Raw genomic sequence first — 25210 nt, forward strand, 5'->3', positions numbered from 1 at the left:
CCGACACGGCGGGCGCCGAAGGATTTCACGATGACCCGCACTCTGACCATCGCGGCGCTGGCCGCGCTCCTCGCCGTTCCGGCGGTCCAGGCGGAGGCCCGCCCGCGGCACACCCCCGCCAAGGCGCAGCCCAGCGCCGCGATCAAGGCGCGCCAGACCGTCCTGAACGATTTCAACGCGCGGATGAGCCGTCTGGACGCGCTCATGGGCACCCCGAGCAGGTCGTCGGTCCGCGCGCGCTCGGCCGAGGCCGGCCGCTAGGAAACGTGACCCGCCGGCCACCCGGACCGGCGCGTCGACTCAGCGGCCCAGGCCGCCCGCCTCCTCCACGAAACGCGCCACCGCGTCCGCGCCCGCGCCCTCGCGCAGGGACGCGAACACGTACGGCCGGGTGCCGCGCATCCGCTGCGTGTCGGATTCCATCACCGACAGGTCGGCGCCGACGAGGGGCGCGAGGTCCGTCTTGTTGACGATCAGCAGGTCGGACCGGGTGATGCCCGGACCGCCCTTGCGGGGGATCTTCTCGCCGCCGGCGACGTCGATCACGTAGAGCGTGATGTCGGCGAGTTCCGGCGAGAACGTCGCCGCGAGGTTGTCGCCGCCGGACTCGATCAGCACGAGGTCGAGCTTCGGGAAGCGCCGGCTCATCTCGGCGACGGCGGCGAGATTGATCGAGGCATCCTCCCGGATCGCCGTGTGCGGGCATCCCCCGGTCTCGACGCCGAGGATGCGCTCCTCCGGCAGGGCGCCCGCGACGGTGAGGATCCGCGCGTCCTCCTTCGTGTAGATGTCGTTGGTGATGGCGCAGATCTCGTAACGGTCGCGGAAGCGCTTGCAGAGCTGCTCCATCAGGGCGGTCTTGCCGGAACCGACAGGTCCGCCGATGCCGACGCGGAGGGGGCCGTTCGTGGAGGTCATGCTGCGGGCTCAGGATCGGAAGATGCGGGAATACTGGGTCTCGTGGCGAAAGGAGCCGAGATCCAGGCGGAAGGTGGCGGCACCGAGGGCGTCGAGATCCGCCGCGGCGGCCGCCTCGGCGAGCCCGGCGAGGCGCGGCGCGAGGGCGGCCACGACCCGCGTGCCGGCGGCCTGACCCACGGGCGCCGCCCGGAGGGCCGCGGAGACGAGGTTCTGCAGGAAGGCGAGGCCGTAGGCGGCGAGCACGGACCCCGGATTCATGCCGTGCGCGCCGGCCGCGAGGCCGACCGCGACCGGGTAGGCGACCGGCCCCGGCAGATTGCCGGCCAGGGCGTCGAGGGCGTCGCAGGGCCACGCGCCGCGCGTCGCGTCGAGGAAGCTGCGGCCCTGCTGGCTCGTCTCCAGGTGCAGCTCGCGCGACGGCGCCAGGGCCAGGGCGAGGTCGTTGACGGCGACCAGCGCGGCGCCGTCCGCGGACAGCGCCGCCGCGTGGGCGTGGGCGGCCAGGATCAGGTCGTTGCGCAGGGCGCCGCGCTCGCAGACGTCCCGGAGCCACGCGGTCAGGCTCGCCTCGTCGCGGACGTCGCCCGCCTCGACCGCCCATTCGAGCCCGTGCGAGTAGGCGTAGGCCCCGACCGGGTAGCCGGGCGACAGCCACGCCATCAGGCGCAGCGCCTCCACGGCCTCAGCCCGCGGCATGGTGGTGATGGTGGCCGCCATGCGGGTGGTCGTGCCCGTGGCCGTGGCCGAGATCCCCGGAATAGGCGCCGCCCTCCGGCCGAAACGGGCGCTCCACCGGCTCGGCGGTGCCGCCGAGGCCCCGGACCATCTCGGCGAGGACGTGGTCGTGCGCGATCCAGACCGCGTCCGGGCCGATCTCGGCGGCAATGTGCCGGTTGCCGATGTGCCAGATCAGGCGCTTGAGGGCGTGATCGCTGGGAGCCCGGATCTCGAGCAGGCGCTCCGGCGCGGCCTCGACCCAGACGAGGCGCCCGTCCTGGAGGACGAGGGCGTCGCCGTCCTCCAGCACGGTCGGCTCCGGAAGGTCCAGCAGGAAGCTCAGCCCCCCGGCGCCGCGCATGGCGACGCGGCGGCGGTGGCGGTCGCCGTGATCGAGGACGACGCGGTCGACGATCTCGCCACCCGACAGGGCGTCGCGGCGGAGGATGCGGGTGGCGCGGATCATGGTCGACGGATCGGGTGGGGTTCTCGGGCGCGGTCAGACAACGTCCGTCTCCGGCGTGCCCGGATAGAAGCCGAGCTCACGGATCTTCTCGATCGCGTAGGGACAGGATTTCGGAAAGACGGATCCGGGCAAGCCCGTCTCGCTCGCGGCCCCGAGGACAGCGACGGAATAGGCCTTCGCGAGCACCGCATCCGGCCAGGACTGGAGGCTGGGGCTCACGTCGATCAGGTCATCGAACCGGATGCGCTGCTCGAGGATGGTCGCGCGCCAGCCGTACTTCCGCTTCTCCGGCTGGAATTCCCACTTCAGCAGGTGCAGCAGCAGGATGGCGAGACGGCTCCGGATCTCGGCTTTCTGGGATCCGCCCAAGCTCTCGATCTCCTCGGCGACGTTGGCGCGGTCCAGATCCGGCCAGCGCCCGGCCCGGAGCAGGGCTGCCTGCTCCTCGGTCCAGAGGCAGAGATCGGTCGTGTAGAGGTCGTCCCTCGCCGGAAGCTGGGCGATCTTCGTCATCGCGGCTCTCCTGCCACCGAGCCCATCCTATCTCAGAACAGGAAGTAGCGCTGCGCCATCGGCAGCACCTCGGCCGGCTCGCAGACCAGCAGCTCGCCGTCGGCGCGCACGTCGTAGGTCTCTGGATCGACCTCGATGACCGGCGTCGCGTCGTTCAGCACCATGCTCTTCTTCGAGATGCCGCCGCGGACGTTCTCCACCGCAACCAGCTCCTTCTGCACGCCCAGCCGCTCGCGCAGGCCGTCCTCCACCGCCGCCCGGGAGACGAAGGTGAGGGCGGTGGCGAAGGGGACCCGTCCGTAGGCGCCGAACATCGGCCGGTAATGCACCGGCTGCGGCGTCGGAATCGAGGCGTTCGGGTCGCCCATGGGCGCGGCCGCGATGCTGCCGCCCTTCAGCACGAGGTCGGGCTTCACGCCGAAGAAGGCCGGCGTCCACAGCACGAGGTCGGCGAGCTTGCCGGGCTCGACCGAGCCGATGTGCCGGGAGATGCCGTGCGCGATGGCCGGGTTGATCGTGTACTTGGCGACGTAGCGGCGCGCGCGCAGGTTGTCGGTGCCGGACGCGTCGCCCGGCAGGGCGCCCCGCTGGCGCTTCATCTTGTCGGCGGTCTGCCACGTGCGGATGATGACCTCGCCGACCCGGCCCATCGCCTGGCTGTCGGAGGACATCATCGAGAGCGCGCCGATATCGTGCAGGATGTCCTCGGCCGCGATGGTCTCGCGCCGGATCCGGCTCTCCGCGAAGGCGAGATCCTCGGGGATCGACGGGTCGAGGTGGTGGCACACCATGAGCATGTCGAGATGCTCGTCGATCGTGTTCCACGTGTAGGGCCGCGTCGGGTTGGTGGACGACGGCAGCACGTTCGGCAGCCCGGCCACCTTGATGATGTCCGGCGCGTGGCCGCCGCCCGCGCCCTCGGTGTGGAAGGCGTGGATGGTCCGGCCCTTGAAGGCCGCGATCGTGTCCTCGACGAAGCCCGATTCGTTGAGCGTGTCGGTGTGGATCATGACCTGGATGTCGTGGGCGTCCGCCACCGACAGGCAGGTATCGATCGCCGCGGGCGTGGTGCCCCAGTCCTCGTGCAGCTTCAGCGCGCAGGCACCCGCCCGCACCATCTCGACGAGGCTCTCCGGACGGGACGCGTTGCCCTTCCCGGCGAAGGCGAGGTTCATCGGGAAGGAATCCGCCGCCTCGATCATCCGGGCGATGTGCCAGGGGCCCGGCGTGCAGGTGGTGGCGAAGGTTCCGTGCGCCGGGCCGGTGCCGCCGCCGAGCATCGTGGTCACGCCCGAGCAGAGCGCCTCCTCGATCTGCTGCGGGCAGATGAAGTGGATGTGGCTGTCGAAGCCGCCCGCCGTCAGGATCTTGCCCTCGCCGGCGATGACTTCGGTGCCAGGCCCGACCACGATGTCGACCCCGGGCTGCACGTCCGGGTTGCCGGCCTTGCCGAGCCGGAAAATCCGGCCGCGCACGATGCCGACATCGCACTTCACGATGCCCCAGTGGTCGAGGACCACCGCGTTGGTGATCACCGTGTCGACGGCGCCGTCGGCGTTCGTGGCCTGGCTCTGGCCCATGCCGTCGCGGATGACCTTGCCGCCGCCGAACTTCACCTCCTCGCCGTAGGTGGTGAAGTCGCGCTCGACCGTGATCTCCAGGCTCGTGTCCGCGAGCCTGATGCGGTCGCCGACGGTCGGGCCGAACATGTCGGCGTAGGCCGAGCGCGGCAGGCTGGCGGGCTTGGGCGTGTTGGCCATGGTCAGAGCTTGCCCATCACGTCGCCGCGGAACCCGTAGACGGTGCGCCCGCCGGAGAGCGGCACCAGCGCCACTTCCCGCGTCGATCCCGGCTCGAACCGCACGGCGGTGCCCGGCGCGATGTCGAGGCGCTTGCCGCGGGCCTGCTCCCGCGGGAACACGAGGCCCGGATTGACCTCGAAGAAGTGATAGTGCGAGCCGACCTGGATCGGCCGGTCGCCGACATTGGCGACCTCGATCACGGTCCGCTCGGCGCCGGGGTTGAACACGATCTCGCCGGGCAGAGTCGTCACCGCGCCGGGGATGTCAGACGAGGCCGCACCGCGGATCGGGTGATGCACGGTCACGAGCTTGGTGCCGTCCGGGAAGGTCGCCTCCACTTGGATGTCGTGGATCATCTCGGGCACGCCCTCCATGACCTGATCGGCGGTCAGCACGGTGGCGCCGGCCTGCATCAGGTCGGCCACGGTGCGGCCGTCCCGCGCGCCCTCGACCACGAAGTCGGTGATCAGCGCCACCGTTTCCGGATGGTTGAGCTTCACGCCGCGGGCGAGGCGGTTGCGCGCCACCTGCGCCGCCATGGCGATGAGCAACTTGTCCTTCTCACGGGGCGTCAGCAGCACGGGCAACCTCGTCGTCGCGGCGGCCGGAGCAAGGATCATGCGCGCGGCGCGGTCAAGGGCGAGCGTCGGCCGTTGCAGGACCCGGACCAGCGGCCGTCGCGGCCCGCCGGAATCACGGAGGCGTCACGGCGTCATGGCGATGAAGCCGGCGAACAGGTCGGGGAGGGCCGCGCCCTTCACGGCACCCGGCAGGTCGCGGGGGTGGATGAACTCGTCGCGGAACCAGGGATAGCGCTTCGGATCGAAGGAGGCCCGCAGCCAGTCGATCGTCCGCCGCACGCGGGTGATCCGCTCGGCGTCCGGGTGATAGGTCAGCCAGATGTCGACGCTGAAGCGGCCGAGATTGTCCACCGGGACGACCTGGGCGCCGATCGCGCTGGCATAGGTCGGCAGCAGGCCGATCCCGGCCCCCTTGGCGATGGCCCAGTAATACGCGCTGCTGACGTTGATCTTCAGGGTGATCGGGACCTTCGCGGGGAAGCCCGGCACCGTGCGCACGTAATCCTCCAGGGCGACGGTCTGGCCGCCGTCCTGCACCACGATCCGGTGGCGCTCCAGGTCCTCGGGGCGCGCCGGGAGCCCGTAGGTCTCCTCGTAGCTCCGCGCGGCGTAGGGCACCATGTGGATCCGGCCGAGCTTGACGATGCGCAGGTCCGGGCTGGTCGGCCGCGTCAGCTGGATCGCGACGTCGGCCTCCAGCCGCAGGACGTCGGCGGATTCCATCGCGCAGCGCAGGTCGACGGTCAGGCGCGGGTTGGCGCGCTGGAACTCGACGAGCCGCGGCGCGAGCCAGAAGGCGCCCAGCCCCTCCGTCACGGCGATCCGCACCTCGCCGGTCTCGGCGAAGGGCGCGCCCTCGCCGGTGCGCACGAGGCTGAAGGCGGCCGCCTCCATGCGGCCGGCGGCCTCGAGGATCGCGTGGCCCTCGGCGGTGAGGCGGATGCCGTCGACGTGGCGGGTCAGCAGCGGCGCGCCGATCAGCGCCTCGAGATCGTCGATCCGGCGCCGCACCGAGTTCACCGACAGGCCGAGCTTCGTGGCCGCCGAGCGGAAGCTGCCGGACCGCTGGAGCGCCAGGAAGACCCGGATGCTCTGCCAGTCGGGCATCGGGTCCCGGATCGCCTCCGCCTGTTCCATCGACGGAACACCCCTGTTTCAAATTTTGCACATACAGCCAGAGCGCTAGATGCGAAGTGCTTAACCGTCAATCCGTACCCGAATGACAGGTCATCCGATGACGGTGCACATTGCTCGCGCGCAGTTCGTGGCCAAGGACGCCGATCAACTCGGTACAGCGCTAGTCTCTCCCGAGCCGCGGCACGCGCTGAATGCGCTCGAGGTCGGCCGAATTGCCCGGCACCTCGTCATCTTCACGCCGACCCCGGACGATCTGGCGCGGCTGATCGCGGCGGCGCGCGCGGATCTGCCCGATCTCGCGCCCCTGCGAACCGTCCAGCGGGTGATGTCGATCAATCCCGACAGCGTCCTGGCGATCGCCCAGCGCCACCGGTTCGACGCCGCGGATCCGCGGGGCGAGGGGTTCGTGGCCTGCCTGATGCTGAACGCCGACGGCCTGGCGGCGCTCAAGGCCGGGACGCTCGACGCGTCCGATCCGCCCGCCGCGATGCTGGCCGGCCAGCACGAACGTCCGGCCGGGATCTACGTCTGGGCCGTCTACGCGCGGCGGCGCCTCTCCGGCGGAGTCGGCCTCGTCTTCGATCGTCTGTCGAGCCCGACCTACCGGGGCGTGGACTTCTACGCCCGCGCGGCCACACCCGAGGGGGCCGATCTCCTGTCGGCCCTCGGCTTCGCGGCGCGGACCTCCGCCGGCGGGACCCTGTACCATTTCGCCCGCGGTCCGAAGGCGGAGCCGGCGCCCCCGTACGACAGTCACCGGCCGGGCGCGACCGGCATCAGCGTCGCGGTCGCGCGGAACATGGACGACCTGTCCCGGGTGATCGCCCTGCGCGCCGCCGTCTACATGGCGGAGCAGGCCTGCCCGTACGAGGAGGAGTTCGACGGCAACGACCTCTCGGCGACACACCTGATCGGCTATGTCGGCGACGAGCCGGCGGGCTGCCTGCGCATCCGGTTCTTCGCCGATTTCGCCAAGATCGAGCGCCTCGCGGTCCGGGCCGAGTTCCGCAACACGCGCCTGTCCTTCGCGCTGGTCCGCGCCGGGATCGAGCTGGCCCGGGTCAAGGGCTACCGGCGGCTCTACGGCCACGCCCAGAAGCGCCTCGTCGGCTTCTGGAGCCGCTTCGGCTTCCGCGTCTTCGAGGGCGCGCAGGAGCTGGTCTTCTCGGATTTCGACTACGTCGAGATGCTGATGGAGGCGGAGCCGCACCCGCAGGCGATCGGCCTCGGCGCCGACCCCTACGTCATCATCCGGCCGGAGGGGCGCTGGCACCGGGCGGGCGCCCTCGACCGCTCGCGGAGCCGCGCCGTGACCCGCCCGTCCGTCGACCGGGCGGTGGCCGCGCGATGAACCGGCCGATCAACCCGGCGCTGTATCGCCGGCCGCGCAGCGTCCCCGCCCTGGTGCTGGTGGACATGCAGCAGGAATACGAGATCGCGGGCCGCCCGCTCGCCCTGGCGGGGATCGAGCCCGCGCTCTCCAACTGCCGGCGCGCCCTCGCGCATGCCCGCGCGAGCGGCATGCAGGTGGTCTACGTCCGCTGGATCGGCGCGCCGCTGTTCCAGGCGGGCAGCCGCTTCGTCCGCTGGATCGAGGGGTTCGAGCCGCACGGCTGCGACATGATCTTCGACCGGGACCGCCCGTCCTGCTACGCCAGCCCCGCCTTCGCGGACGCGATGGAGCGGGGATCGCCGCCGCTCGTCATCGCGGGCTTCGCGGGCGAGTCGTCCTGCCTCGCGACGGCGGTCGACGGCTTCCACCGCGGCCAGGACGTGACCTTCCTGTCCGACGCCTCCGCGAGCCACGACCTCGACGGGATCTCCGCCGACGAGATCCACCGGTCGGTGAGCGCGGTGATGCGGGTGTTCGGCGACGTCACCGACACGCAATCCTGGATCGCGGCCTCGGCGCCTTTCAGGCCCCTGCCCACAGCTTCGAGACCCACGCACGCCAATGACTGACCGAAGCCAGAATCACGGGATTCCGGAGGGGGTCCCGGCCGGCGACGATGTGGACCTGCGCCTCGGCCGGCACGCGATCGAGCTGCTGCAGGCGGCGCGCGAGGCCGGCGAGCCGACGCTGATCGCGCAGGCCGAGGCCATGGCGATGGCGGTCGGCTTCGTGCTGGCGAGCCGGCTGCCGGGCGGCGCGCCGGAGACCGCGTGATCAGTCGGCGCCGTCCTCGCCGCCGATGAGGCGCATGGCGCGCAGGCGCGCGGTCCGCTCGTCCTGGGCGCGCCGGTCCGCGGCGAGCGCCCGCCAGAGCACGATGAGCTCATCCGCGACAGGCGAATCGACGGTTTCGTCGGTATCGCGCGCGATATTGGCGTGATCGAAGGCGTCCATGTTCGAGGTTCCGCGCCTTGAGATGCGGTCCGCTAACAGGACAGGATCGCGATCGTCCAGCCCGAAAGTTGAGCAGATCCTGTACAAGCCGACGGGATCGTCACGCGCGGCGCAATCCATCGCCGGCAAACCGAACACCGGATCGTAGATCGGCGAGGATGGGGAGGCTGACGGCGGTCGATCGACCGGGGCGATGATCCGGTTCGACCGAATTGCATCCGGAGCCGCTGTTCCGGCGGCTGCCGGGACATGAATTCAATAATCTATTGACGATAATTGATGAATACGCGACCGGCCACGCCGCCCGTCGCCTCGAACAGTGTCCGCCCGGGACCGCGCACGCCGCGAGCCCTCAGAAACATCTCGGACACCGAACTGTGACAATCCCGACCGGTATCGGCCAGGGCCCGGGCGCCGCACGGGTGCGTCCGATCGGACCGCGAGCACCTCAGGCCCGGGATCGCGTCAGCGCGGCGATGATGGATTCGACCACCACGATCTGCTCCTGCACGGCGACCAGCCGCGGCCCGGCATCCGCGCCGTCGCCCAGCACGAAGGTGCCCTTCTGCCGCCGCGCGTCGCGCAGCTTGCGCACCGACGCGACGATGATCTGCCGCTCCTCGATCAGCGCGTCGCGCAGTTCGTTCAGGCCGTCCAGTTCCAGGGTCGAGGCCATGCGGCGTCCCGGTCTCACATCCTCGGCGCGGCGTCGGCGGCCATCCCGCGCGGGCACGCCGGGCGCCTGTCGTCCGCGCGGGGCGTCCGGCCCCGCGGCGCAGCCCACTCTCGGCGCCGGTAGCACGCTTTCCGCTCACGGAACATTGCCGCGATCCGGGGAGCGCCGCGATGTCCGGCGCGGCCATTGTATGCTATTGAATGCAAAATTATCCCGGTCCGCGAAGCGGTCGGATCAACGGGCGGATAGCGGCGCATGCTGAGTGAGGACGTGCATGACCGCGACGGGTCTCGCGCGGACGAGACGGTCGCGGACCGGAGCCACGGCGACGCGCGCCGCGCCGCGACCGGACCGGCGAAGAAGCGCTCGGGCGCGGCCGGCCTGATCCTCCTGCTGCTCGCCGTCGCGGGCGGCGGCGCCTACGGCTACACGCGCCTGAATCAGCCCGCGGTGAAGTCCCGGGCGGCGGCCCCGCTGCCGGTGCCCGTCACCCTCGGAACGGTCGAGCAGGGGCCGTTCGCCCTCGTGTCGAACGGCCTCGGCACCGTCCAGGCGTACAACACCGTCCAGGTGCGCACGCGCGTCGACGGCGAGATCCAGCAGGTCGCGTTCCGCGAGGGGCAGACCGTCCGCAAGGGCGACGTGCTCGTGCAGATCGACCCGCGACCCTACCAGGCGGCGCTGGATCAGGCGAAGGCCAAGAAGGAGCAGGACACGGCCAACCTCGGCAACGCGAAGGCGGACCTCGTCCGCTACACCGGGCTGGGCGCCTTCGCGTCCCGGCAGCAGACCGAGACGCAGACGGCCCTGGTCGCCCAGCTCACCGCGCAGGTGGCGTCCGACCAGGCGGCCATCGACAACGCCACGACGCAGCTCGGCTACGCCACGATCCGCGCGCCCATCGACGGCGTCACGGGCTTCCGGCAGGTCGATATCGGCAACATCGTCAACGCCGCCGGCCAGACCCCGATCGTGACGATCACCCAGGTCGAGCCGATCTTCGTGGTGTTCACGGCCCCGGAGGATCAGCTGCCCGCCATCACCGCGGCCCTCAAGGCCGGTGACGTGCCGGTGGAGGCCTGGACGTCGGACGGGCTGACCAAGCTCGCCGACGGCAAGCTCGCCCTGTTCAACAACCAGGTCGACACCGCGACGGGCACGATCCGCCTCAAGGCCGTCTACGAGAACGGGAACCACGCGCTGTGGCCGGGCCTGTCGGTCTCGACCAAGATGCGCGTCGGCACGGTCGCGGTCGCCACGACGGTGCCGGACGACGCGATCCAGCACGGGCCCGACGGGCTGTTCGCCTTCGTGGTGGACGATGCCAGCCGGGCGCATCAGCGCGCGCTGAAGGCGGGCCGCTCGGATTCGGGGCGGACGCGCGTTCTCAGCGGCGACCTCCGGCCCGGCGAGCGGGTGATCGTCGCCGGCCAGTACAAGGTGCAGGACGGCAGCCTCGTGGCCGATCCGCACGCGGCCCACACCGCGCAGGCGGAGGCGGTCCAGTGACGCGCGCGGGACGCCTCACGGCGGGCGCGTCCCCGCGCGGGGCCCGGCCATGAAGGGCGGCATCTCGGCCCCGTTCATCCGGTTCCCGGTGGCGACCACGCTGATCATGGTCGGCATCCTGTTCCTCGGGATCGTGGCCTACCCGCTGCTCGGCGTCGCGCCGCTGCCGCAGGTGGATTTCCCGACCATCCAGGTGACCGCGCAGCTCCCCGGGGCCAGCCCGGAGACGATGGCCTCGTCGGTGGCGCAGCCCCTGGAGCGGCAGTTCTCGCAGATTCCCGGCGTGTCGCAGATGACCTCGACGAGCTCCCTGGGGATCTCGACGGTCACGGTCCAGTTCGACCTCAACCGCAATATCGACGGCGCCGCGAGCGACATCCAGGCGGCCATCAACGCCGCCAGCGGCCAGCTCCCGAAGAACCTCCCGACCCCGCCGACCTACCGCAAGGTCAATCCGGCCGATTCGCCGATCCTGCTGCTCTCGGCCACGTCCGACAGCATGCCGCTGATCGACGTCGACGACGCGGTCGACGTCCAGCTCGCCCAGCGGATCAGCCAGATCTCGGGCGTCGCGCAGGTCTTCATCGGCGGCCAGCAGAAGCCCGCCGTGCGGATCCAGATCGACCCGGCCAAGCTCGTGGCCAAGGGCCTGTCGCTGGAGGACGTGCGCGCGCAGCTCACCCTCACCACGGTCAACAACCCGAAGGGCAGCATCGACGGCGGCAGCCACAGCTACACCATCTACGCCAACGACCAGCTCACCGCGGCGCACAACTGGAACGACGTCATCGTCGCGTATCGCGACGGCGCGCCGCTGCGCGTCCGCGACATCGGACAGGCGGTCGCCGGCCCCGAGGACACCAAGCAGGCCGGCTGGACCAACGGCAAGCGCGGCATCTTCCTGGTCGTGTTCAAGCAGCCCGGCGCCAACGTCATCGACACGGTCGACAGCATCAAGGCCCAGCTGCCCCGCCTGACCGCCACACTGCCGGCCGCCATCAAGGTCGGCATCCTGAGCGACCGCACGCAGACCATCCGCGCCTCGGTCGAGGACGTGCAGTTCACCCTGCTGCTGACGATCGCGCTGGTCGTCGGGGTGATCTTCGTCTTCCTGCGCAGCTTCTGGGCGACCGTGATCCCGAGCGTGACCGTGCCGCTCGCGCTGCTCGGCGCCTGCGCGCTGATGTGGATGGCGGGCTACACCCTCGACAACCTCTCGCTGATGGCGCTCACCATCTCGGTCGGCTTCGTGGTCGACGACGCCATCGTCGTGCTGGAGAACATCAGCCGCTACGTCGAGGAGGGGATGCGGCCCATGGAGGCCGCCTTCAAGGGCGCGGGCGAGATCGGTTTCACCATCGTGTCGATCTCGGTGTCGCTGATCGCCGTGCTGATCCCGCTCCTGCTGATGGGCGGCATCATCGGAAGGCTGTTCCGCGAGTTCGCCGTGGTGCTGTCGATGACCATCGCGGTCTCGGCCTTCGTGTCGCTGACGCTGACCCCGATGATGGCCTCGCGGCTGCTGAAGGCCCACGACGCCGAGCGCCACGGCCGCCTCTACCGCATGAGCGAGGCCGCCTTCGACTGGCTGCTCGCGGTCTACGCCGACGCCCTCGACGTCGCGCTGCGCTTCCGCCGCATCACGCTGCTGGTCTTCTTCGCCACGCTGGCGCTGACCGGCTACCTGTTCGTCGCCATCCCGAAGGGCTTCTTCCCGCAGCAGGACACCGGTTTCATGATCGGTGTCACCGAGGCGTCGCAGGACATCTCCTTCTCGGCGATGAAGGCGCTGCAGGAGAAGGTCGGCGCGATCGTCCAGGCCGATCCCGCGGTCGCCACCGTCGGCATGTCGCTCGGCGGCAACGGCCAGGCGCTCAATTCCGGGCGCATGTACATCACGCTGAAGCCCCGCGACGAGCGCGACGTCAACGCCTTCCAGGTGATCGGCCGGTTGCGCCCCAAGCTGGAGCGCGTCGAGGGCATCCGGACCTTCATCCAGGCGACCCAGGACGTGCGCACCGGCGGCCGCACCTCGCGGACGCAGTTCGAGTACACCCTCCAGGACCCGGACCTCGCCGAGCTGAACACCTGGGCGCCGCGCATCCTCGACAAGATGAAGACGCTGCCGGAGCTGCGCGACGTCGCCACCGACCAGCAGACCCGCGGCACGACGCTGACGCTGTCGATCGATCGCGACGCCGCCTCGCGCTACGGCATCACGCCCCAGCTCATCGACGACACGCTCTACGACGCGTTCGGCCAGCGCCAGATCGCGCAGTACTTCACGCAGCTCAACAGCTACCACGTCGTCCTGGAGGTTCTGCCGGCGCTGCAGGGCAGCGTCGAGAGCCTCGACAAGATCTACATCAAGGCGCCGATCGGCGGCGGGCAGGTGCCGCTCGCGGCCTTCGCCCGCTGGACGACGGTTCCGGTGGCGCCGCTGGCCGTGAACCACCAGGGGCAGTTCCCGGCGGTGACGATCAGCTTCAACCTCGCCCCCGACGTCGCCCTCGGGCAGGCCACGGAGGCGATCGGCCGGGCGATGCGGGAGCTGCAGGTCCCGCCGACCGTGGTGAGCGGCTTCCAGGGCACCGCCCAGGCCTTCCAGCAATCGCTCTCGACGGTGCCGCTGCTGATCCTGGCGGCCCTGTTCGTGGTCTACCTGATCCTCGGCATCCTCTACGAGAGCTTCATCCACCCGATCACCATCCTGTCGACGCTGCCCTCGGCCGGCGTCGGCGCCCTGGCGGTGCTGATGTGGGCGGGGTTCGACTTCAGCCTGATCGCGCTGATCGGCATCATCCTCCTCATCGGCATCGTGAAGAAGAACGGCATCATGCTGGTCGACTTCGCCATCGTCGCCGAGCGGGAGGAGGGTCTCTCGCCCGAGGTCGCGATCCGGAAGGCCGCGCTGCTGCGCTTCCGGCCGATCCTCATGACCACGATGGCGGCCCTGCTCGGCGGCATCCCGCTGATGGTCGCCACCGGGACCGGCTCGGAGATCCGGCAGCCCTTGGGCTACGCCATGGTGGGCGGCCTCGCGGTCAGCCAGGTGCTGACGCTGTTCACCACGCCGGTGATCTACATCTACCTCGACCGGCTGGCGCACCGCTTCTCGTTCCGCGACAAGCCGCAGGCGGTGGACGCGGCGCTCGATGACCCCGAGCCGGTGGAGGAGGTCCGCGGCCCGCCGGCGTTGCGCGCGGCGGAGTGAGGCCGACCGCCGTCTTCGCGAGCGGAGCGATCCAGATACGCCGCGCTCGCCGACGTCGCGCTTCCCTGGATTGCTTCGCTCCGCGCGCAGAGACGCTGAACGTCGCGGAAGAGGCGTCCCGAAGCCAATGGCCGGGCAGCCCTGTCACCGCGGCCCGCTTGGCGGGGCTTCTCGCCGTTCCAGTTCATGCGGCACCGGCCCTCTGAGACCGCGGGAAGCCGAAGGATGCGGATGAGCCAGAACCTGCCGCTGCGAGGCCTGACCGTGCTCGCCCTGGAGCAGGCCGTCGCCGCGCCCTACTGCACCTCGCGGCTCGCCGATGCCGGGGCCCGGGTCATCAAGATCGAGCGGCCGGAGGGGGATTTCGCCCGCGGCTACGACGCGGCGGTCAACGGGCTGGCGAGCTACTTCGTCTGGCTCAACCGCGGCAAGGAGAGCCTCGTCGCCGACATCAAGGATCCGGCCGATGCCCACCTGCTGCACGCGATCCTCGCCCAGGCCGACGTGTTCGTGCAGAACCTCGCCCCCGGCGCGGCGGCCCGGGCGGGCTTCGGCTCGGCGGAGCTGCGCGCGCGCTACCCCCGGCTGATCACCGTCGACATCTCCGGCTACGGCGCCGGCAACGCCTACAGCGACATGAAGGCCTACGACCTGCTGGTCCAGGCCGAGAGCGGGCTCGCCGGGATCACCGGCCACCCGGCGGGGCCCGGCCGCGTCGGCGTCTCCGTCTGCGACGTCGCCTGCGGGATGGACGCCCACGCCGCGGTTCTCGAGGCGCTGATCGCCCGCGGGATCACCGGGCAGGGCTGCGCCCTGGAGGTCAGCCTGTTCAGCGGCGCCGCCGACTGGATGAACGTGCCGCTGCTCTACTTCGAGGGGACCGGCAAGGCGCCCCAGCGGGTCGGCCTCGCGCACCCGTCGATCTGTCCCTACGGCGCCTTCCCCACGGCCGACGGCAGCCTCGTGCTGATCTCGATCCAGAACGAGCGCGAGTGGGCGAATTTCTGCGCCGGCGTGCTCGGGGAGCCGGAGCTCGCCTGGGCCGAGGGCTTCGCGTCCAACAACGCCCGTGTGGCCAACCGCGCCGCGGTCGACCTGCGCATCGGCGCCGCGCTGGTGCGGCTGACCCGCGACGCGGCCGCCGCCCGGCTGAAGGCGGCGGGCACCGCCTACGGTTTCGTCAACACGCTGGCGGACCTCGCCACGCACCCCGCGCTGATCCGCGCGGATGTCCGGACGCCTTCGGGGCCGGCCCGGATCGTGGCGCCGCCGGTGCTGATCGACGGCGCGGTCCGCGCCCTCGGGCCGGTCCCCGCGATCGACGAGCACGGGGCGCGGATCCGCGCGGAATTCGCGCCCCGGGCTCGAGGACAGTGATCTGACAGCGCATCGGAATGGGCGGGAGGAGACGATGAGACTGGACGGCAAGATCGCGCTCGTGACGGGGGCCGGCAGCGGCTTCGGGGCCGGGATCGCCCAGCGCTTCGCCGCGGAGGGCGCCAGGGTGGCCTGCGTCGACATCGACGGCGCGGCGGCCGGGCGCGTCGCGGCGGCGCTCGGCGAGAACGCCATCGCGATCGCCGCCGATGTCGGGCTGGCCGCCGACGTCGCCGCCAGCGTCGCCGAGACGCGGCAGCGCTTCGGCGTGCCGAGCATCCTCGTCAACAACGCCGGCACCACCCACCGCAACAAGCCGCTGATGGAGGTGACGGAGGAGGATTTCGACCGGGTCTTCCGGGTCAACGTGAAGTCGATCTTCCACTACGTCCGGGAAGTCGCCCCGCTGATGCGCGACGCGGGCGGCGGCGCGATCCTCAACGTCAGCTCGACGGCGGCGCTGCGGCCGCGCCCGGGTCTGACGTGGTACAACGCCTCCAAGGGTGCGGCGAGCCTCGCCTCGAAGTCGCTGGCCCTAGAGCTGGCGCCCTGGAAGATCCGGGTGAACGCCCTCTGCCCGGTCATGGGCGCCACGGGGCTCCTCGAGCACTTCATGGGCGTCCTCGACACGCCCGAGAACCGCGACCGCTTCATCGCCACGATCCCGCTCGGGCGCCTGTCGGAGGCGAGCGACATCGCCGCCGCCGCCCTGTTCCTCGCCTCCGACGAGGCGGCGTTCATCACCGGCGTCGATCTCCCCGTCGACGGCGGCCGCACGGCCTGAGGAGCCCCCGATGGAAGCCTATACCGAGATCCGCGAGGCGGTCGCCAAGCTCTGCGCCGGCTTCCCGGGACCGTACTGGCGGGCCCTCGACCGGGAGATGGCCTACCCGACCGAGTTCGTGAACGCGCTGACCGAGAGCGGATACCTGTCGGTGCTGATCCCCGAGGCGTACGGCGGCTCCGGCCTGCCGCTCTCGGCGGCCGCCGCGATCCTTGAGGAGGTGCAGCGGGCGGGCTGCAACGGCGGCGCCTGCCACGCGCAGATGTACACGATGGGCACGCTGCTGCGGCACGGCTCAGAGGCGCAGAAGGCCGAGTACCTGCCGGGCATCGCGGAGGGTCGACTGCGGCTCCAGGCCTTCGGCGTGACCGAGCCGACCTCCGGCACCGATACCGGCAGCCTGAAGACGACGGCTCGCCTGGAGGGCGACCACTACGTCGTCAACGGCCAGAAGATCTGGACCAGCCGCGCCGAGCACTCGGACCTGATGCTGCTCCTCGCTCGCACGACGCCGAAGGCCGAGGGCATGAAGCGCACCGACGGGCTCTCGGTGCTCCTCGTCGACATGCGCGCGGCGAAGGGCAACGGCCTCACCATCCGGCCGATCCGCACGATGATGAACCACGCCACCACCGAGGTGTTCTTCGACAATCTCCGCGTTCCGGCGCAGAACCTCATCGGCGAGGAGGGCAGGGGCTTCCGCTACATCCTGTCCGGCATGAACGCCGAGCGGATCCTGATCGCCGCCGAGTGCGTCGGCGACGCCAAGTGGTTCATCGACAGGGCCCGGGCCTATGCCGGCGAGCGCTCCGTCTTCGGGCGGCCGATCGGTGCCAACCAGGGCGTGCAGTTCCCCATCGCGAAGGCCTACGCCAACATGCGCGCGGCCGAGCTGATGGTCCGCGAGGCACTGACCCTCTACGAGGGCGGGGCCAATCCCGGGGCCGAGGCCAACATGGCCAAGATGCTCGCTGCCGACGCGTCCTTCGAGGCGGCGAACGCCTGCATCCAGACCCATGGCGGCTTCGGATTCGCCGAGGAGTACGACGTGGAGCGCAAGTTCCGCGAGACGCGCCTCTATCAGGTCGCGCCGATCTCCACGAACCTGATCCTCGCCTACCTGTCCGAGCACGTGCTCGGGCTGCCGCGCTCGTACTGACATGACCGATCTCAGCGCCTGGATCGGCCGGACGCGGGCGGCGTCCGACCTCGTCACCCCGCGCCTCCTCGCCGAGTTCCGCGCGACCTTCGCGCCGCACCTGGCGCCGGTCGACGACGGGATCGCGCCGCCGGCCCTGCACTGGTGCCTCGCGCCCGAGACGCCGACGGCCGACTCCCTCGGGCCCGACGGCCACGCCGCCAAGGGCGGCTTCCTGCCCCCGGTGCCGCTGCCCCGGCGGATGTGGGCGGGGGGCGAGATCGAGACGCTCTCGGACCTGCGCGCGGGGGACACGGTCACGCGCACCGAGACCGTAAAGGACGTCGCCTTCAAGAGCGGGCGGAGCGGGAGCCTGTGCTTCGTCACCGTCGACCACACGGTCTCGACAGAACGGGGCGTCACGATCCGCGAGCGGCAGGATATCGTCTACCGCGAGGCGGCGGGCGCGCAGACGGGAACCGGCGCCGCGCCCGAGCGCGACGGTTCCGAATCCTACGCGATGATCTGGGAGGTGCCGGCGACCCCGACGCTGCTGTTCCGCTACTCGGCGATGACCTTCAACGGCCACCGCTTCCACTACGACCAGCCCTACGCGACGCGGGTGGAAGGCTACGCCGACCTCGTCGTGCACGGCCCGATGCAGGCGACGCTGCTGATGAACCTCGCCGCGACGCTCCTCGGACGCGTGCCGCGGACGTTCACCTATCGCGGCGTCGCGCCGATGACGGCGAACCAGGTGTTTCGGGTCTGCGGGCGGGTCGCCGGGACGGCGTTCGAGGGCGTGACCCTCGACGCGGGGGGAAATGTCTGCATGCGGGCGCGGGCCGACGGGTGAGCGGCCGCGGACGCTCGGTCCGCATCCGAGATTGGGCCGGAATCGGCACCGCCGCTGCGCCGCGCGCGGGCAAAAGCGGCGCAGCGGCCCGCGGACGCGTCCGCGGGCCGGCCCCGGGCAGGATCAGGCCAGCTTCAGGCCGACGTTGACGTTGCCGCGGGTGGCGTTGGAGTACGGGCAGACCTGATGGGCGGCGTCGACGAGCTTCTGCGCGTCGGCGCGGTCCAGGCCCGGGAGGCTGATGGTCAGGTCGGCGGTGATGCCGAAGCCGCCCTCGGAACGCGGGCCGATGCCGACGTCGGCGGTGACAGTGGTCTCGGCCGGGACCTTCAGCTGCAGCGACGGCGCGACGGCCTTCATGGCGCCGAGGAAGCAGGCCGAGTAGCCGGACGCGAAGAGCTGCTCCGGGTTCGCGCCCGGACCGCCCGCGCCGCCGAGCTCCTTCGGGGTCGAGAGCTTGACCTCGAAGCTGCCGTCGGCAGTCCGGGCGGCGCCGTCGCGGCCGCCGGTGGCCGTGGCGGTGGTACGGTACTTCACGTCTACGGGCATGGGACTCTCCGGTTTGGGGATGCCGCCGGCATGTAGGCGCCGACTCGCCTCCGCACAGCCCATTTAGATTGCGCGCAATCTAATTTCAAGGATCGATCAGCGCGAAGCGGTCGACATCGACGAGCCCTCGATCGGTGATCTTCAGGTGGGGGATCACCGGCAGGGGCAGGAAGGCCACCTGCAGGAAGGGTTCCGGGAGGACGACCCCTAGGCTTCGCGCCGCGTCGCGCAAGGTTACGAGCGACCGGCGGATCGCGTCGAACGGCATGAGACTCATGAGCCCGGCGACAGGCAGCGCGATCTCGGCCAGCACACGGCCGCCCTCGACCACCACGAAGCCACCCTCGATCGCGCCGAGCCGGTTCACTGCCACGGCCATGTCGGCATCGTCCGCCCCGACCACCGTGATGTTGTGGCTGTCGTGCCCGACCGACGAGGCGATGGCGCCGCATTTGAGGCCGAATCCCTTCACGAACGCGACCCCGACGCCGCGCGCGCCCGGCTGTGTCCGGCCGTGGCGCTCGACCACCGCGACCTTGATGACGTCCTGGTCGAGGTCGATCCGGCGCTCGCCGCCGGAATAGGGCAGGGTCAGGTCGTGCCGCAGGGTGATGATCTTGCCGGGCACGACGCCGATCACCGGCGTCGACGGCCCGGAGCCCGGAGCGGCGAAGTCGGCGGCCGTCACGTGCCGCGCCCGCACGCTCCGGCGGCCGATCGGCTCGATCGACGCGCGCGCGTCGAAGAGCGCCGCGTCCACCGGCCGGCCCGCGCTGAGGACTTGCGACACGGCACAGGCGGCGAGATCGTCGAGCACCGCGAGGTCGGCGCGCTGGCCGGGCGCGACGAGGCCCCGGTCGTGCAGCCCGAAGGCCCGGGCCGCCGACCAGGAGGCCGCCCGATAGGCGGCCAGCGGCGGCACGCCGAGGGCGATGGCCGTGCGGATGACGAAGTCGAGGTGCCCCTCCTCGGCGATGTCGAGGGGATTCCGGTCGTCCGTGCAGAAGGCCAGGAACGGCGCCGTCCGCTCGGTCAGGATCGGCGCGAGGGCGTGCAGGTCCTTGCACACCGAGCCCTCGCGGATCAGCACGGTCATGCCCTTCGACAGCTTCTCGCGGGCCTCCTCGGGCGACGTCGCCTCGTGCTCGGTGCGGATGCCCGCCGCGATGTAGCCGTTGAGGCCGAGGCCGCGCAGAAGCGGCGCGTGCCCGTCGATGTGCCGCCCCTGGAAGGCCGCGAGCTTGTCCAGCACGCCCGGGTCGCCCGCCAGAACACCCGGGAAGTTCATGAACTCGGCGAGGCCGATCACCTTCGGGTGCGTCGCGAAGGGCAGGAGATCCTGCGCCTCGATCCGGGCGCCCGAGGTCTCCAGGTGGTCGGTGGCCGGCACGCAGGACGAGAGCTGCACCCGCAGATCCATCGCCAGCGTCTCGGAGGATTTGAGGAACCACGTGAAGGCGTCGGTGCCGAGCACGTTGGCCATCTCGTGCGGGTCGCAGATCCCGGTGGTGACGCCGTGCGGCAGGACGCACCGCTCGTATTCCTGCGGCGGCATCAGCGACGACTCGACGTGGAAATGCGTGTCGATGAAGCCCGGCACCACGACCTTGCCGGACACGTCGATCTCCCGGGTGCCGCTATACGCTCCGAAGGTCCCGACGATCCGGTCGCCGCAGATCGCGATGTCGGAGGCCACCAGATCGCCGGTGACGAGGTCGAGGAAGCGGCCGCCCTTCAGGACCAGATCGGCCTCAACCCGGCCCTGACCCTGCGCGATCGCGCGCCGGAGGTAATCCACCTGTGTCATCGCGATCCGCCCCTCCCGCCTGCCATCCGCCAGAAGCATGCCACGGGTGCCGGTTTCCCGGCGACGCTTGCGGATGCGCGGGCGCGGGCGCAGAAGCCCTTCACCTTTGAACCAGTCGAAGCTCTCGATGCCTGCCTATCGCTCACGCACCACCACCCACGGCCGCAACATGGCCGGTGCCCGCGGCCTCTGGCGCGCCACCGGCATGAAGGATTCGGATTTCGGCAAGCCGATCATCGCGGTGGTGAACTCTTTCACGCAGTTCGTGCCGGGCCACGTTCACCTCAAGGACCTCGGCCAGCTCGTCGCCCGGGAGATCGAGGCGGCCGGCGGCGTCGCCAAGGAGTTCAACACCATCGCGGTCGATGACGGGATCGCGATGGGCCACGATGGGATGCTGTACTCGCTGCCGTCCCGCGAGCTGATCGCCGATTCCGTCGAGTATATGGTCAACGCGCACTGCGCCGACGCGATGGTGTGCATCTCGAACTGCGACAAGATCACCCCCGGCATGCTGATGGCGACGCTGCGCCTCAACATCCCGACCGTCTTCGTCTCGGGCGGCCCGATGGAGGCCGGCAAGGTGCAGCTGCCGGGCATCGCCAGGAAGGTCGACCTCGTCGACGCGATGATCGCGGCGGCCGACGACCGGATCTCCGACGAGGACGTCGCCGTCATCGAGCGCTCCGCCTGCCCGACCTGCGGCTCCTGCTCGGGCATGTTCACGGCGAACTCGATGAACTGCCTCACCGAGGCCCTCGGGTTGGCCCTGCCGGGCAACGGCTCGGTGCTCGCCACCCACGCCGACCGCAAGCGCCTCTTCGTCGAGGCCGGCCACCTGATCGTCGATCTGGCCCGCCGCCACTACGAGCAGGACGACGCCAGCGTGCTGCCGCGCGCGGTCGCGAGCTTCCAGGCGTTCGAGAACGCCATGACCCTCGACATCGCCATGGGCGGCTCGACCAACACGGTGCTGCACCTGCTGGCCGCCGCCCACGAGGGCGAGGTGCCCTTCACCATGGCCGATATCGACCGGCTGTCCCGGCGGGTGCCGGTGCTGTGCAAGGTCGCCCCGGCGGTGGCCAACGTCCACATGGAGGACGTCCACCGGGCGGGCGGCATCATGGGGATCCTGGGCGAGCTCGACCGGGCCGGCCTGATCGACACCGGCGTCGGCAACGTCTCGGCTGGGACGCTCGGCGGGGCGCTCGCCCGCTGGGACGTGCGCGGCGAACCGGCCGCCTCGGTCCAGACCTTCTACCGCGCGGCCCCGGGCGGCGTGCCGACCCAGGTGGCGTTCAGCCAGGAATCGCGCTTCGACGCGCTCGACCTCGACCGGGAGGGCGGCGTCATCCGCGACGCGGCGCACGCCTACTCGCAGGATGGCGGCCTCGCCGTGCTCTACGGCAATCTCGCCGAGCAGGGCTGCATCGTGAAGACCGCGGGCGTCGACGCCTCGATCCTGACCTTCACGGGCACCGCCCGCGTGTTCGAGAGCCAGGACGCGGCCGTCGACGGCATCCTCAACGGCAAGGTCACGGCCGGCGAGGTGGTGCTGATCCGCTACGAGGGCCCCCGCGGCGGCCCCGGCATGCAGGAGATGCTGTACCCGACGAGCTACCTGAAATCGAAGGGACTGGGTAAGGCCTGCGCGCTCGTCACCGACGGACGATTCTCCGGCGGGTCGTCGGGCCTGTCCATCGGGCACGTCTCGCCCGAGGCGGCCGAGGGCGGCCTCATCGGCCTCGTGCGGGACGGCGACCGGATCGCCATCGACATCCCGAACCGGCGCATCCACCTCGATGTCGAGACGGCGGAGCTCGACCAGCGGCGGGCCGCTCAGGAGGCGGCGGGCTGGCAGCCGGCGAAGCCGCGCAAGCGGAAGGTGAGCGCGGCCCTGCGCGCCTACGCCATGCTCACAACGAGCGCGGCGCACGGCGCGGTGCGCCGGGTCTGATCAGCGGAGCTCGAGGACCAGGGCGGCGATGGCGGCCAGCAGGGCCGCCGCCGCCACCGCGACGCCGATGAGGCGTGCGCGGACGGACCGCGTCGCCTTCGCGGGCGCATTCCTCACCGACAGGGCAGGGGCGGATGGGGCATCCGGGATGCGCCCCAGCGCCCAGAGCATCAACGGCTCGATCGCCGCGTATCCGGCCGGGCTCAGGTGGAGCCCGTCCGTCCCGTAATCCGGCCGGAGTCCGCCGGTCTCGGACACCAGCACGGCGTGGTAATCGATGAACGTCGCGCCGTGCTCGTGGGCGTGAACCCGGAGCCACGCGTTGACCGCCGCGATCATGGCGGGGGCGTCCCGCACCTCCGGATTCCACGGGATGCCGTCCACCGGCGTGAGCGAGCCGATCCAGGCCTTCACGCCCAGGGCACGGGCCTCGTCGAGCATGCCGGCGAGCGTGCGGCAGATCTCCTCGACCGGGACGAAGACACCCTCGTTGCGGCCGATATCGTTGACGCCGCACAGGAGATGCACGCCCCGGGCGCCGGTCTCCGCGAGGTCGCGGGCGAACCGCATGGTGATCCAGCGCGCCGTCTGCCCGGAGCCGCCACGGGGGATGAGGTCGTAGGCCTCGAAAGTGCCGGCCCGGTGGAAGCCCCAGAGCTCCGTGATTGAGTCGCCCACGAAGACGATCGGTTCGGCCATGGCTCAGGCGGCCGTCGCCGCCCCGACCGTCTCGACCACCTCCGCCTGGAGACGGTCGGCCATCACTTGGCGCCCCTCCGAAGTCACGTGGACGATGTCGGTGAACAGGGCGCGGGCGTCGGCCTCGAACAGCCGGCTCAGATCCCGCGCCGCGAAAGACCGGTCGGCCGTGTCCAGCCGCCCGAGGACACTCTCGAAGCGCTCGTACTGGCGGTCGAGATAGGCGAGGAACGCGCCGGACGCGGCGCCGGCCTCCGCGCCCGCGAGCGCCCCCTTGCGGACGACCGTCGGCTGCAGGAGGAACCGGACCGGCGCGCCGATCCCGGGCGCGAGCCGCGCGAGGCGCCTGAGCGCCAGCTCGAACTGCCGCACCACCTCCCATTCCCAGATGTCGGACTGCCAGTTCGTCAGCGCGCGCAGGTTCTCGAGGCGATTGAAGATCATCGCCTGCAGGCCGTCATACGACAGGTCCTCCGCGTCCTCGGCGGATTTCCTCGGGTCGAAGAAGTAGTCGTAGAGGCTCTCGTTCGCGAAGTGATTGTAGGGAACGCCGGCCCGCGGATCGAAGCTCCACGGCTGGAAGATGTCGGTCGCGCCGCCGACCACCAGGATGACGTCGGGCTGCAGGTCCATCAGCCGCGTCGTGATCAGGGCGATCATCTGGTTGAGACAGGCCGAGACCGCGCCGAAATTGTAGACCCGCGCGCCGGGCCCGTGCGCCTGCTTCAGCCCGGTCTCCAGGCGTCCGGGCACGGTGTCGGCGAAGACCTGGCCGTCGATCAGCGTGCTGTCGCCGACGACGAAGACCCGCAGCGTCTCGGAGGGCGGCCGCGCGTCCGCGTGCGCGTCGTTGCGATACCCGAGGGCGTCGTAGCGCCAGCCCTGACCGGACGCCTCGGTCAGCGGCTTCCCGGCGAACTGCGCGTAGGGCGCGGGAAACCGGCTGTTCGCGTCGAAGTTCTGGAAGCTCTGCAGGAACTTCCGCCGTCGCGCGTCCGCGCTGTCGTCGGGCGGCCGGTGCGCCATGGTCCGTCTCCTCGCCGGGCGGATGCCCGGTGGCTGTGCGATGGTCGGTGAGCCGGGCGGCGCGACGGCGGGCCCGGTCAGCTCCGCAGCGTCGCGTGGTTCTCCAGGAACCAGCCGTAGGTCTGGCGCAGGCCGTCCTCGAGGGCGATCTCCGGCCGCCAGCCCATCGCCCGCAGCCGCGACACGTCCATCAGCTTGCGCGGCGTGCCGTCCGGCTTGGTCGCGTCGAACGCCAGCTCCCCCCCGTAGCCGATCACCCGCGCGAGCGCCTCGGCGAGCTGACGGATGGTGCAATCCTCACCCGTCCCGACGTTGATGTGCGAGAGGTCGGGGCGCGTGTTCGCGGCGTAGACCGCGTCGTCCATCTCCATCACGTAGACGCTGGCCCGCGCCATGTCGTCGACGTGCAGGAACTCGCGCATGGCGCGGCCGGTGCCCCAGACCGTGACCTTCGCCAGACCCTCCCGCTTCGCCTCGTGGAAGCGGCGCATCAGCGCCGGCAGCACGTGGGCGTTCTCGGGATGGAAGTTGTCGTTCGGGCCGTAGAGGTTGGTCGGCATCACGCTGCGATAGCGGCGCCCGTACTGGCGGTTGTAGCTCTCGCACATCTTGATCCCCGCGATCTTGGCGATCGCGTAGGGCTCGTTGGTCGGCTCGAGCAGCCCGGTCAGCAGGGCGTCCTCGCGCATCGGCTGGGGCGCGAGCTTCGGGTAGATGCAGGACGAGCCCAGGAACAGCAGCCGGTCGACGCCGTGCGTGTGCGCGGCGTCGATCAGGTTCGACTGGATCAGCAGGTTCTCGTGGATGAACTCGGCCGGGTAGGTGTTGTTGGCGTGGATGCCGCCGACGCGCGCGGCGGCGAGGTAGACCTGGTCGATGCGGTTCCCGGCGAAGAAGCGCCGGACCGCGGCCTGATCGAGGAGGTCGAGGGTCCGGCGGTCGGCCGTGAGGATCCGCTCGTGACCGAGCTCACGCAGGCGACGCACGATCGCCGAGCCCACCATGCCGCGATGGCCCGCCACGAAAATGGTCTGACCTCGACCGTCCATCACGCGTCCGTTCCCTGCCGAAAGCTCGGATTTCCAAGCCCCTATAGCCCCTTTGCGGCGCGATATCGCCGCGCAAACACGCGTT

Annotated in this window: 25 protein-coding genes; 11 read left to right on the forward strand and 14 right to left on the reverse strand. The window is 70.9% G+C overall.

What is annotated here, in order from left to right; genetic code table 11:
- Positions 1–30: 30 nt before the first annotated feature.
- A complete protein-coding gene (locus ACLBYG_RS09500) occupies positions 31–261 on the forward strand; it encodes a hypothetical protein (RefSeq protein ID WP_056528533.1) in 231 nt (76 codons plus the stop codon).
- A gap of 39 nt (positions 262–300) precedes the next feature.
- Here the strand turns inward: ACLBYG_RS09500 and ureG are convergent, their stop codons facing one another.
- The 7 genes from ureG to ACLBYG_RS09535 all read right to left on the reverse strand — a co-directional run bounded on the left by ureG (position 301) and on the right by ACLBYG_RS09535 (position 6137).
- Positions 301–918 carry an urease accessory protein UreG gene (ureG, locus tag ACLBYG_RS09505; protein ID WP_020091939.1) on the reverse strand — a complete coding sequence of 206 codons (618 nt, stop codon included), beginning with the start codon at positions 916–918 and terminating at the stop codon, positions 301–303.
- A 9-nt stretch (positions 919–927) separates the two neighbouring features.
- A complete protein-coding gene (locus ACLBYG_RS09510; RefSeq protein ID WP_447681315.1) occupies positions 928–1638 on the reverse strand; it encodes an urease accessory protein UreF in 711 nt (236 codons plus the stop codon).
- Positions 1604–2104, reverse strand: a complete 501-nt coding sequence (locus tag ACLBYG_RS09515) for an urease accessory protein UreE (protein WP_447681316.1) — start codon at positions 2102–2104, stop codon at positions 1604–1606. Before ACLBYG_RS09515 ends, ACLBYG_RS09510 begins: the two co-directional genes overlap by 35 nt.
- A 33-nt stretch (positions 2105–2137) precedes the next feature.
- Positions 2138–2617 (reverse strand): DUF29 domain-containing protein, encoded by a 480-nt coding sequence (locus tag ACLBYG_RS09520; protein ID WP_447681317.1) that lies wholly within the window; start codon positions 2615–2617, stop codon positions 2138–2140.
- 32 nt (positions 2618–2649) lie between these two features.
- Entirely contained in the window at positions 2650–4377 is a 1728-nt protein-coding gene (gene ureC / locus ACLBYG_RS09525) for an urease subunit alpha (protein ID WP_132366588.1), read from the reverse strand.
- Positions 4378–4379: 2 nt separating this feature from the next.
- Complete coding sequence (locus ACLBYG_RS09530) at positions 4380–5000, reverse strand: urease subunit gamma (RefSeq protein ID WP_447681318.1); 621 nt, start codon at positions 4998–5000, stop codon at positions 4380–4382.
- Positions 5001–5123: 123 nt separating this feature from the next.
- Positions 5124–6137, reverse strand: a complete 1014-nt coding sequence (locus tag ACLBYG_RS09535) for a LysR family transcriptional regulator (protein WP_020091945.1) — start codon at positions 6135–6137, stop codon at positions 5124–5126.
- Between the two features lie 97 nt (positions 6138–6234).
- Here ACLBYG_RS09535 and ACLBYG_RS09540 point away from each other — a divergent pair, with 97 nt between their 5' ends.
- Genes ACLBYG_RS09540 through ACLBYG_RS09550 form a run of 3 tightly spaced genes read left to right on the forward strand, consistent with a single transcriptional unit; the run spans position 6235 to position 8304 of the window.
- Positions 6235–7488, forward strand: coding sequence for a GNAT family N-acetyltransferase (locus tag ACLBYG_RS09540; protein ID WP_447681319.1), 1254 nt, complete (start codon positions 6235–6237; stop codon positions 7486–7488).
- Positions 7485–8099: a cysteine hydrolase family protein gene (locus tag ACLBYG_RS09545; RefSeq protein WP_020091947.1), complete on the forward strand. Its 615-nt coding sequence runs from the start codon at positions 7485–7487 to the stop codon at positions 8097–8099. The genes ACLBYG_RS09540 and ACLBYG_RS09545 overlap by 4 nt, the downstream gene beginning before the upstream one ends.
- On the forward strand, positions 8092–8304 hold the full coding sequence (locus tag ACLBYG_RS09550; protein ID WP_026604754.1) for a hypothetical protein: 213 nt from the start codon (positions 8092–8094) through the stop codon (positions 8302–8304). The genes ACLBYG_RS09545 and ACLBYG_RS09550 overlap by 8 nt, the downstream gene beginning before the upstream one ends.
- Here the strand turns inward: ACLBYG_RS09550 and ACLBYG_RS09555 are convergent, their stop codons facing one another.
- A complete protein-coding gene (locus tag ACLBYG_RS09555; RefSeq protein ID WP_447681320.1) occupies positions 8305–8484 on the reverse strand; it encodes a hypothetical protein in 180 nt (59 codons plus the stop codon).
- 448 nt (positions 8485–8932) lie between these two features.
- On the reverse strand, positions 8933–9160 hold the full coding sequence (locus tag ACLBYG_RS09560) for a hypothetical protein (protein ID WP_056528555.1): 228 nt from the start codon (positions 9158–9160) through the stop codon (positions 8933–8935).
- 255 nt (positions 9161–9415) lie between these two features.
- On the opposite strand from ACLBYG_RS09560, the gene ACLBYG_RS09565 reads away from it, so the two are divergent.
- The 6 genes from ACLBYG_RS09565 (at position 9416) to ACLBYG_RS09590 (ending at position 18038) form a co-directional block, all read left to right on the forward strand.
- On the forward strand, positions 9416–10669 hold the full coding sequence (locus tag ACLBYG_RS09565; protein ID WP_447681321.1) for an efflux RND transporter periplasmic adaptor subunit: 1254 nt from the start codon (positions 9416–9418) through the stop codon (positions 10667–10669).
- Positions 10670–10718: 49 nt separating this feature from the next.
- Positions 10719–13883 (forward strand): efflux RND transporter permease subunit, encoded by a 3165-nt coding sequence (locus ACLBYG_RS09570; RefSeq protein ID WP_447681322.1) that lies wholly within the window; start codon positions 10719–10721, stop codon positions 13881–13883.
- 231 nt (positions 13884–14114) lie between these two features.
- Positions 14115–15260: a CaiB/BaiF CoA transferase family protein gene (locus ACLBYG_RS09575; RefSeq protein ID WP_447681323.1), complete on the forward strand. Its 1146-nt coding sequence runs from the start codon at positions 14115–14117 to the stop codon at positions 15258–15260.
- 34 nt (positions 15261–15294) lie between these two features.
- Positions 15295–16044 carry an SDR family oxidoreductase gene (locus tag ACLBYG_RS09580; protein ID WP_042669500.1) on the forward strand — a complete coding sequence of 250 codons (750 nt, stop codon included), beginning with the start codon at positions 15295–15297 and terminating at the stop codon, positions 16042–16044.
- Positions 16045–16054: 10 nt separating this feature from the next.
- The gene (locus ACLBYG_RS09585) at positions 16055–17203 is read left to right on the forward strand and encodes an acyl-CoA dehydrogenase family protein (RefSeq protein WP_447681324.1); all 1149 of its coding nucleotides are present in this window, start codon (positions 16055–16057) and stop codon (positions 17201–17203) included.
- 1 nt (position 17204) lies between these two features.
- On the forward strand, positions 17205–18038 hold the full coding sequence (locus ACLBYG_RS09590) for an FAS1-like dehydratase domain-containing protein (protein WP_447681325.1): 834 nt from the start codon (positions 17205–17207) through the stop codon (positions 18036–18038).
- 123 nt (positions 18039–18161) lie between these two features.
- Here the strand turns inward: ACLBYG_RS09590 and ACLBYG_RS09595 are convergent, their stop codons facing one another.
- Both ACLBYG_RS09595 and ade read right to left on the reverse strand, forming a co-directional pair.
- Positions 18162–18587, reverse strand: coding sequence for an organic hydroperoxide resistance protein (locus ACLBYG_RS09595; RefSeq protein WP_020091957.1), 426 nt, complete (start codon positions 18585–18587; stop codon positions 18162–18164).
- An 85-nt stretch (positions 18588–18672) separates the two neighbouring features.
- Positions 18673–20394, reverse strand: a complete 1722-nt coding sequence (gene ade / locus ACLBYG_RS09600; protein WP_447681326.1) for an adenine deaminase — start codon at positions 20392–20394, stop codon at positions 18673–18675.
- 127 nt (positions 20395–20521) lie between these two features.
- Here ade and ilvD point away from each other — a divergent pair, with 127 nt between their 5' ends.
- Positions 20522–22351, forward strand: a complete 1830-nt coding sequence (gene ilvD, locus ACLBYG_RS09605; protein WP_331300025.1) for a dihydroxy-acid dehydratase — start codon at positions 20522–20524, stop codon at positions 22349–22351.
- On the opposite strand, the gene ACLBYG_RS09610 is transcribed toward ilvD, so the two are convergent.
- From ACLBYG_RS09610 to fcl, 3 genes are all read right to left on the reverse strand, one after another.
- On the reverse strand, positions 22352–23050 hold the full coding sequence (locus ACLBYG_RS09610; protein WP_447681327.1) for a GDSL-type esterase/lipase family protein: 699 nt from the start codon (positions 23048–23050) through the stop codon (positions 22352–22354).
- Between the two features lie 3 nt (positions 23051–23053).
- Positions 23054–24076, reverse strand: coding sequence for an SGNH/GDSL hydrolase family protein (locus ACLBYG_RS09615; RefSeq protein WP_447681328.1), 1023 nt, complete (start codon positions 24074–24076; stop codon positions 23054–23056).
- 77 nt (positions 24077–24153) lie between these two features.
- Positions 24154–25125, reverse strand: coding sequence for a GDP-L-fucose synthase (gene fcl, locus ACLBYG_RS09620; RefSeq protein WP_447681329.1), 972 nt, complete (start codon positions 25123–25125; stop codon positions 24154–24156).
- Positions 25126–25210 lie beyond the last annotated feature (85 nt).

Source organism: Methylobacterium sp. D53M (assembly GCF_053345625.1).